General features: G+C 62.8%; 7 protein-coding genes and 1 pseudogene. 4 read left to right on the top strand and 4 right to left on the bottom strand.

Features of this window, described 5'->3' with window-relative positions:
- Positions 1-173, top strand: a 173-nt coding sequence (locus tag EOA38_RS40305; protein ID WP_245480815.1) for an SDR family oxidoreductase, incomplete at its 5' end; no start/stop codon positions are given.
- 37 nt (positions 174-210) lie between these two features.
- Here the strand turns inward: EOA38_RS40305 and EOA38_RS11570 are convergent.
- On the bottom strand, positions 211-1,098 hold the full coding sequence (locus EOA38_RS11570; protein WP_127299256.1) for a LysR family transcriptional regulator: 888 nt from the start codon (positions 1,096-1,098) through the stop codon (positions 211-213).
- 147 nt (positions 1,099-1,245) lie between these two features.
- On the opposite strand from EOA38_RS11570, the gene EOA38_RS11565 reads away from it, so the two are divergent.
- Positions 1,246-2,781: an MFS transporter gene (locus EOA38_RS11565; protein ID WP_127299255.1), complete on the top strand. Its 1,536-nt coding sequence runs from the start codon at positions 1,246-1,248 to the stop codon at positions 2,779-2,781.
- A gap of 281 nt (positions 2,782-3,062) precedes the next feature.
- Here the strand turns inward: EOA38_RS11565 and EOA38_RS11560 are convergent, their stop codons facing one another.
- Genes EOA38_RS11560 through EOA38_RS11550 form a run of 3 tightly spaced genes read right to left on the bottom strand, consistent with a single transcriptional unit; the run spans position 3,063 to position 5,325 of the window.
- Positions 3,063-3,377 carry a nuclear transport factor 2 family protein gene (locus tag EOA38_RS11560; protein ID WP_127299254.1) on the bottom strand — a complete coding sequence of 105 codons (315 nt, stop codon included), beginning with the start codon at positions 3,375-3,377 and terminating at the stop codon, positions 3,063-3,065.
- Complete coding sequence (locus tag EOA38_RS11555) at positions 3,378-4,154, bottom strand: alpha/beta hydrolase-fold protein (RefSeq protein ID WP_126092306.1); 777 nt, start codon at positions 4,152-4,154, stop codon at positions 3,378-3,380.
- A 4-nt stretch (positions 4,155-4,158) separates the two neighbouring features.
- Positions 4,159-5,325: an ATP-grasp domain-containing protein gene (locus EOA38_RS11550; RefSeq protein ID WP_126092305.1), complete on the bottom strand. Its 1,167-nt coding sequence runs from the start codon at positions 5,323-5,325 to the stop codon at positions 4,159-4,161.
- Positions 5,326-5,836: 511 nt separating this feature from the next.
- Here EOA38_RS11550 and leuA point away from each other — a divergent pair.
- Positions 5,837-7,576 carry a 2-isopropylmalate synthase gene (gene leuA, locus EOA38_RS11540; RefSeq protein ID WP_126092304.1) on the top strand — a complete coding sequence of 580 codons (1,740 nt, stop codon included), beginning with the start codon at positions 5,837-5,839 and terminating at the stop codon, positions 7,574-7,576.
- A gap of 194 nt (positions 7,577-7,770) precedes the next feature.
- Positions 7,771-8,342: pseudogene (locus tag EOA38_RS11535) on the top strand (hypothetical protein); the annotation flags it as partial.

Genomic DNA, 8,342 nt, shown 5'->3' with positions numbered 1-8,342 from the left:
TTCTTGATCAGCTCACCGAAGCCCAGGTGACCTACATGCTCAGCAAGGTGCCGCGCGGCCGTTTCGTCGAAGTGGAGGAGGCGGCGGCCATGGTCGCCTTCATGCTCTCGGACGAGAATTCCTTCACCACCGGCGCCACTTTCGATCTTTCCGGCGGGCGCGCGACCTACTGACCATCGTCGCAGCTTTTCGTCCGGCCTGCGGCGAAACCTATCGTCCGGCGGCAAGCCGCTCGGGGAGGAAATCGACGAAGACGCGAACCTTCGGCGAGAGGTGGCGATTGGACGGCCATAGCATGCGGAACTGGCCGCGGCCGTCGACATGGTCGTCAAGCACGGTGCGCAGCTTTCCGTCATGCAGCGCCTCCCGCACCAGGAAATCGGGCATGCAGGCGATGCCCAAGCCGGCAATCGTTGCGCCCTTCAATGCTTCCATGTTGTTGCAGGTCAGCATCGAGCGAATCTGCGGTGCCGCGCTTCCGGTAATGAACGGCCAGTTGAGCAACCTGCCGCTGTTGAGAAAGCGGAAGTGTATGCCGAAATGCTGCGCGAGATCCGCTGGCGTGCCGGGCGTGCCATGGCGGTCAAGGTAGGAAGCGGCCGCGCATAAGATCATGCGAAAGGGCGCAACCGGCCTCGACACCAATCGTGAATCGGGCAGCTCGCCGCTTCGGATCGCGACATCGATACCCTCTTCGATGACGTCGACGATGCGATCGTTGAAATCGATATCGAGCTCGATCTCAGGGTATCGTGCCGTGAATTCCGAAAGCACCGGCAAAAGCAGATGATAGGTGACGATCGGGGTCGAAACGCGTAGCCGCCCATGTGGCGTTTCGCGCGTCCGCGACAGCATCGCCTCGGCATCGCCGATATCGTCGAGGATGCGGCGCACACGTTCGTTGAACAGCTTGCCCTCCTCGGTCAGACCTATGCGCCGTGTGCTGCGTTGCAGCAGACGCACCCCGAGCTCCTGCTCGAGTCGGGCGACGCTCTTGCCGACAGCGGATGCCGAGATTCCCAGCGCCCGCCCGGCGGCGACAAAACTGCCGTGCTCGGCGGTGCGGGCGAAAGCGAGAAGGCCGTTGAGACGATCCATCGCAGGAATCCATTCGAGCGCTTCATTCCGGTATGACTGGAGATTTAATACTATTTTGCCGGAAATGTCGCCGCCCTATCTTGTCTTTGCGATCGGCGCCGCCAATCCGCGGCATGCCGGCAAACCTCGCCTCAGATAGGAAAATCCATGACTTCGATGACCATAACCGGCCCCGCCGGCAGATGGCTTGTGCTGCTGTCGGTTTGTCTTGCCGCCATGACGATGCCGTTGAGTTTCACCGGTCCGGCCGTGGCGCTCTCGCGCATTGCCGCCGATCTCGGCGGCAGTCCGATCGAGCTCAATTGGGTGACGAATGCCTTCATGCTGACCTTCGGCGCCAGCCTGATGGCGGCCGGAGCACTGGCCGACAACCATGGCCGCAGGCGGATCTTCCTCGCTGGCCTCGCCACCTATGTCCTTGCCGCGCTGGGCTCCACGCTTGCGCCTGACATCGTCTGGTTCGACATTTTCAGGGCCTTGCAAGGCATAGGCGGTGCTGCCGCCTTCGCCGGTGGCGCTTCTGCGCTTGCCCAGGAATTCGACGGCCAATTGCGGCTGCGCGCCTTCAGCTTCCTCGGTACCAGCTTCGGCATCGGCCTCGCCTTCGGCCCTGTTGCCTCCGGCTTGCTCATCGACGCATTCGGCTGGCGCGCGATCTTCTTTCTGGTGGCAGCGCTCGCGGTTGCCGCCGCGACCCTCGGCCTGCGCGCCGTCACCGAATCGCGCGACCCGGATGCAACCGGGCTAGACTGGGCGGGAGCCGGCACCTTCACCATCGCGCTTGCCACGCTGACCTATGGTGTGCTGCAGGCGCCGCAGAACGGCTGGACCGACCCCCTCGTCATTGCGCTGCTTGGCATGGCCGCCGTCTGCTTTGTCGCTTTCGTCATTGTCGAGCGGCGCGTGCGCCGGCCGATGCTGGACCTGACGCTGTTTCGCTTCCCACGTTTCGTCGGCGTCCAGTTCCTGGCAGCCGCGCCTGCCTATGCCTTTGTCGTTCTGCTCGTGCTCTTGCCGATCCGCTTCATCGGCATCGAGGGGATGAGCGAGATCAAGGCGGGGCAATTGATGATCTGCCTTTCTGGGCCGCTGCTGGTATTGCCGTTGCTTGCCGGCCAGGTGGCACGCTGGATCGCTCCAGCCACGATCTGCGGTGTTGGCCTGCTTGTCGCGGCTGCCGGCCTTGTCTGGCTCAGTCGTGTTCCCGCGGCGGACAGCGCGCCGGTGGCCCCGCTGGTCCTGATCGGCATCGGCATCGCCTTGCCTTGGGGCCTGATGGACGGGCTTGCCGTCAGCGTCGTGCCGAAGGAGCGCGCCGGCATGGCGGTCGGCATCTTCAACACCACCCGCGTCGCTTGCGAGGGCGTGGCGCTGGCGATCGTCATGGCGACCCTGTCGGGCTTCACCACCGCGCAGCTCGGCACTCAAGGGTTGGCGTCACCCGCAAAAGCGGCCGCGGCAGGGCAGCTTCTGGCAACGGGCAATATCGGTGAAACGGCACGACATCTGCCTATGGCCGACGCCACTGTTCTCATCCAGGCCTACGAGACGGCCTTCGATCGGCTGCTCGTCGCGCTGGCGACAATCACCGTCCTCACCGCCATCGTCGTCTTCCTCGGCCTGCGTCGCGGATCGGCGCCGGAACAAGACGTCGCGCCCCTCCCAGCCTGCCAGGAAGGCTAGACGTCGGCCAAAGCCCGGCGCCCTTCCGGCTTTCTGCGGTGGGGCGCCGGCCTGATCGCCACGGGGAAGGTGCAGCTGCAACCCTGCTGCTGCCGCGACGTGACGTCCTCTGGTTCGGCGCAGGCATAAAAAATACTTGACTCGTATACTCATATTTGAGAGCGCGGGAGCGCAATCGAGCGGTCGACTTCCAGGAAAAGTGCGTAGCGGTCTTCCGTGCGGAATTGCGTCAAAACAGAGAGATAGAACGGTTCGCCGTTTCGGTGAAACAGTGAAACGATCTAGCTGATGATCAGGCTCGCGATCCGGTCGCCGTCCAGCGTGAAGGTCATGTCGCCTTCACCATTGAAGCCGTCGCCGGTCACCTTGATGCGCACATGGTAGGCGCCGTCCGATTGCGCGATGCGGACGATATCGAGGCGGGATTGCACGCCGATATTGTCCGACTGGTTCCAGCGCGCGATTTCCCCACGGCCGCGGAAGGGGCGGCCCCAGTCGGTGAGCAGGGCATCCGCCGTGAAGGTCTCCAGAAAGGCCTCGGTGTCGCCCGCATTGGTGGCTTCGACAAAACGTCGGATCGGGTCGGGCGTGGTCAATCAATCGAGCCTATGCATCAGGTCCTCGTCCAGCCAGCGGCCGAAGAAATAGACGAGCTGCTTGTGCCACCACGGCCAGTCGTGGCTGACGTCGCCACCCCAATAGTCGACCCAGGCCGGAATGGATTTGTCGCGCAGCACCTGCTCCAGTTCGCGCGTTTCGACAAGCATGCGCTCTTCCCAGGCGCCCTGCCCGCAGCAGAAGATCAGCCTGAGCGCCCTCAGGCGCCCGAGCAGCCGCTGGTCGACGATGCCCGGCAGATAGTCGAGCGGCGAGTTGTAGAAGATGCTGCCCTCCAGCGCCCGGCCGAAGAAGTCGCGCGTCGAATAGACGCCCGACAGCGAAATCACGCCGCTGGCCAGTTCCGGAAAGCGGAAGACGAAATTCGACGAGTGATAGCCGCCCATCGAGCAGCCGCAGAACAGCGGCTTCAGGATTCGTCCGCCATTGGCCTTGGCGGCAACCGCCTGCAGCTCCGGCAGCGCCTCCTCGCGCACATAGCGGAAATAGGCCTCGTGGCGGGCTATGCGGCTGGCGGGATCGCCATGCTTGTCGAAGAAGGATTCCGAATCGATGCCGTCGAGCGTGAACAGCTGGATGCGGCCGGTGTCGATGAACTCGGCGAGCGCGCCGACGCCGCCCGAATCCTCGAACTGGAAGAAGCGTCCCTGCGAGGTCGGGAACACCACCACCGGCCGCCCGGCATGGCCGTAGCGCTTGTATTCCATGTCGCGGCCGAGATTGCGGGCGTGAGCCTTGTGATAGGAAACGTCCATCGCCTCACGCCTTTTCCGCGTGGATATAGTCGACCGCCTGGCGCAAAGCCTTCTGGTCCTTGGAACGCATCTGGTAGGCGTAGTTGCCCATGGCGCGGCTGAAAACCTCTTCGATGGCCTGATGATGCACGATCTTGTCGCCATGGGCGGCTAGCACGTCCTCATGGCTGTGCAAATAGTCGATGTGACGCTTGCGGCTGGCATAAGCGGTGAAATACTTGCCCTTGTAAGGGCCGCCAGCGGCATCCTTGACCACCATGTCCGCCCATGCGGCATAGACGTCGATGTCGAAGGTGTAGTTGATAGCGTCGGTCATCCAGGCGCCCGGCGGGCGCATGTTGACCTCGAGTGCGATGACGCGATTGTCCCTGGTTTCGAACAGCTCGATGTGGAAGAAGCGCTCGCGCACGTCGAACGCTTTCAGGATCTTGCGGCCCGCCTCCTCGACCTCCGGGCTGATCTCGGGAAAGCAGGTATAGCTCATGTGGCGGTCGCGGTTGACCGCGTCCATGATGCTCTGGTCGTAACGGTGGCTGGCCGCCAGCACGACCTCGCCGTCGCGGTTGACCAGGCCGTCGAAGGTCACCACCAGCCCCTCGATGAACTGCTCCATGACGAAGGTCACACCCTCCGGCTTGTCCCTGAAGAACTGGTCGAGCTCCCTGGCATTGGAGATCTTGAACGTGTTCGAGGCGCCGGAGCCTGAATCCGGCTTGACCACCACCGGATAGCCGACCCGGCGGATGAAGGTCATGGCCCCAGTTCGATCCGAGCATTTGCGTTGCGGAATGGTTTCGACGCCGCTTTTGCGGAAAAAGGCGCGCATGCGGCTCTTGCGCTTCAAATTCTTCACGAAATCGAGCTTGGTGCCGAAGATGTTGAAGTCGGTGCGAATGTTGGCTTCGAGCTCCAGCCAGTGCTCGTTGAGCGACTCGAAGCGGTCGATACGGCCCCATTTGTGGATGAAATGCCCCATCGCCCGGAACACGGCATCGTAATTCTCCATGTCGGCGACGCGGTAATATTCCGAAAGCGCCGCTTTCAACTTGCCGCTCAGCGTCTCATAGGGCGCGTCGCCTATCCCGAGCACGGTGGCGCCGGCTTTCTTCAACCGGTCGCAGAAATCGGCGCCGTTGACCGGAAAATGCGGCGAGAAGAACACGAAATTCATGCACGGCCTCCCCCTGAGATCAGGTCCTCCGAGGCAAATGTGGCGCATTTGCCTGGTGCGGGGAAGAGCCCGCGCCGATGCATGTCACCCAAAAGTGTGCAACGATTTTGGGAAAACGACATGCATAAAACCCAAGGACTTAAAGCGCGTCGCTTGAATCCGTTTCGACGCGGCGCGCTTTGTGCCCGGCCAGACCGGCACTTGCCTCCCAACGGCGGCTCCTGTAAGAGAGCCGGCATGACCACGCGCACCCGCTCCGTCGCTTCTCCTCGCCCCGGCTTCGCCGGCGAGACCGTGCGCGCGCTTGCTTCGACCCTGCTTCTTCTCGGCCTTATCGGCGATCGCCGGGTTCGCTGAAGGAGCGCCCGGCGGTCGGAAACCGCCGCCCGAGGCGCATGCTCCTTGGCCAGAATTTGGCAAAGTCACATCAAGCGAACGAAACTTTGGTAAAGGCGCCGCTCGGCACCAATCCGCCTGAGAGCGATCAGACGAGCCGCCGGGAGAAACGACGATGAACAGAAGAGAAGCAATCCCAGTCGGCGGGGCCGAAACGGACAGTTCCGTGGCCGGCCATATGCCGGATGCCCACCGCAAATATCAACCCTACCCGACGGTCGACCTCGCCGATCGCACCTGGCCGTCCAAGGTCATCGAGAAGGCGCCGATCTGGTGCTCGGTCGACCTGCGCGACGGCAACCAGGCGCTGATCGACCCGATGGGCCATGAGCGCAAGGCGCGCATGTTCGCGCTGCTCATCGACATGGGATTCAAGGAGATCGAGATCGGCTTTCCGTCGGCCTCGCAGACCGACTTCGATTTCGCCCGCTGGTGCATCGAGGAAGGCGGCGTGCCGAACGACGTGTCGCTGCAGGTGCTGGTGCAGTGCCGGCCCGAGCTGATCACGCGGACCTTCGATGCGCTCAAGGACGCGCATCGCCCGATCGTGCATTTCTACAACTCGACCAGCGAGCTGCAGCGCCGTGTCGTCTTCGAGAAAGACGTCGCCGGCATCAAGCGGATCGCCACCGACGCCGCCAAGATGATCACCGACATGGCGGCCAAGGCCGGCGGCGGCTACCGTTTCGAATATTCGCCGGAGAGTTTTACCGGCACCGAGCTCGAGGTCGCGCTGGAGATCTGCAACGCCGTCACCGAGATCGTGAAGCCCACTGCCGACAACAAGCTGATCATCAATCTGCCCTCGACGGTCGAGATGTCGACGCCCAACGTCTATGCCGACCGCATCGAATGGATGTGCCGCAATCTCGACAATCGCGACAATCTGATCATCTCGTTGCATCCGCACAATGATCGCGGCACCGGCATCGCCACCACAGAGCTCGGCCTGATGGCTGGGGCCGATCGCGTCGAAGGCACGCTGTTCGGCAATGGCGAGCGCACCGGCAATGTCGACATCGTGACGCTGGCGCTCAACATGTATACGCAAGGGGTCGATCCCGAGCTGGACTGCTCCGACATAAACCGGATGAAGGACGTCTACGAATATTCGAACCAGCTGAAGATCCCGGAGCGCCACCCCTATGTCGGCGAACTCGTCTACACCGCGTTCTCAGGCTCGCACCAGGACGCCATCAACAAGGGCATCAAGGCGCTGCGCAAGGCCAACACGCCGCTCTGGGAAGTGCCCTATCTGCCGATCGACCCGGCCGATGTCGGACGCACCTATGAGGCGATCATCCGCATCAACTCGCAGTCCGGCAAGGGCGGCATCGCTTATGTGCTGCAGGCCGATTACGGCCTCAACCTGCCGCGCAATTTGCAGATCGAGTTCAGCCAGGACATCCAGGCGATCACCGACGCCGAAGGCAAGGAAGTGCCTGTCAAGCGCATCCACGATCGCTTCATTGAGACCTATGTCGAGCAGCCCGGCGCGCGGCTGAAGTTCCTCGACCATCGCACCTATCCCGACACCGGGGTCAAGGGCAGGCGCATGGTGGAAGCTGAAATCCTCGACAATGGCAAGGAAGTGACCATCACCGGCACCGGCACCGGCCCGATCGACGGTTTCGTCGATGCGCTTTCGCGCCATGTCGGCGTGGAAATGTCGGTGCTCGACTATTCCGAACACTCCTTGCAGCGCGGCTCGAATGCTTCGGCCATCTCCTATGTCGAGATGGAGTATCCGGGCGGCAAGCTGTTCGGCGCCGGCATAAACACCAACATCGTCGCCGCTTCGCTGGAAGCCGTGGTTTCCGCCGCCAACCGCATCCTCGGCCGCAAGGCCGGCTGACCCTCGATCTTCGCGCAGCGCGTTCGCTGGGACGCGCTGCGCTTTAAAAACATGCGCGATTTCCCTGCCATTCATTAACCGGCAGGGAAATTTGCGGTGGCTTACGCGATCGCATAACAGATGTATTCTTGTGCGCCGGCGCGAGCGCTATATGATCACCTACTAACCTGTGCCGACTTCGAAAGGTTCGACACTTGGAGCCTGCCACGCCTGCCGCCCCCGCAGTGCGCGAGACATTGGAGCGACTGCTTGCCAGCGAAACGTTCGGACGCTCCGAACGTGCCCGCCGGCTGTTGCGCTATCTCGTCGAGCGTGAGCAGGCCGGCGAAGGCGACAGGCTGAAGGGCGTTTCCATCGCCATGGATGTCTTCGGCAAGGACGGCGATTTCGACGCGTCGACCGACGCGGTCGTCAGGGTCCAGGCGGGGCGGCTGCGTGAGCTTCTGGACCATTATTTCGCCAACGAGGGCATTGCCGAGCCGGTGCGCATCGCAATTCCGCGCGGTGGCTATGTGCCTTCTTACGAGCTGAATGCAATCCGGCTGTCCGCCGATGCCGGCCAAGCTTCTGCGCTTTCGTCCGAGCATTTCGAGAATGCTGCGCCCGTCGATGCCACGTTGATGCCGCCCCCGGCGACACCCGCATCCGCCCCATCGCTGACGCGCCAATTGCGGTTCTTCTGGGCCGCCATGGTTCTGGTCATCGCCATGCTGGGCGTGCTCGTCATCCGCCAGGGCGATGCCTTTTTCCACGGTGGCGATGCCGC

Source organism: Mesorhizobium sp. M1E.F.Ca.ET.041.01.1.1, from assembly GCF_003997355.1.
Taxonomy (GTDB): domain Bacteria; phylum Pseudomonadota; class Alphaproteobacteria; order Rhizobiales; family Rhizobiaceae; genus Mesorhizobium.
This window is presented reverse-complemented; position numbering and strand designations above follow the sequence as displayed.

Bases quoted from the DNA above. Each gene is read 5' to 3' on its own strand.
- EOA38_RS11570 (WP_127299256.1), bottom strand. From the start codon at position 1,098: ATGGATCGTCTCAACGGCCTTCTCGCTTTCGCCCGCACCGCCGAGCAC.
- EOA38_RS11565 (WP_127299255.1), top strand. From the start codon at position 1,246: ATGACTTCGATGACCATAACCGGCCCCGCCGGCAGATGGCTTGTGCTG.
- leuA (WP_126092304.1), top strand. From the start codon at position 5,837: ATGAACAGAAGAGAAGCAATCCCAGTCGGCGGGGCCGAAACGGACAGT.
- EOA38_RS11555 (WP_126092306.1), bottom strand. From the start codon at position 4,154: ATGGACGTTTCCTATCACAAGGCTCACGCCCGCAATCTCGGCCGCGAC.
- EOA38_RS11550 (WP_126092305.1), bottom strand. From the start codon at position 5,325: ATGAATTTCGTGTTCTTCTCGCCGCATTTTCCGGTCAACGGCGCCGAT.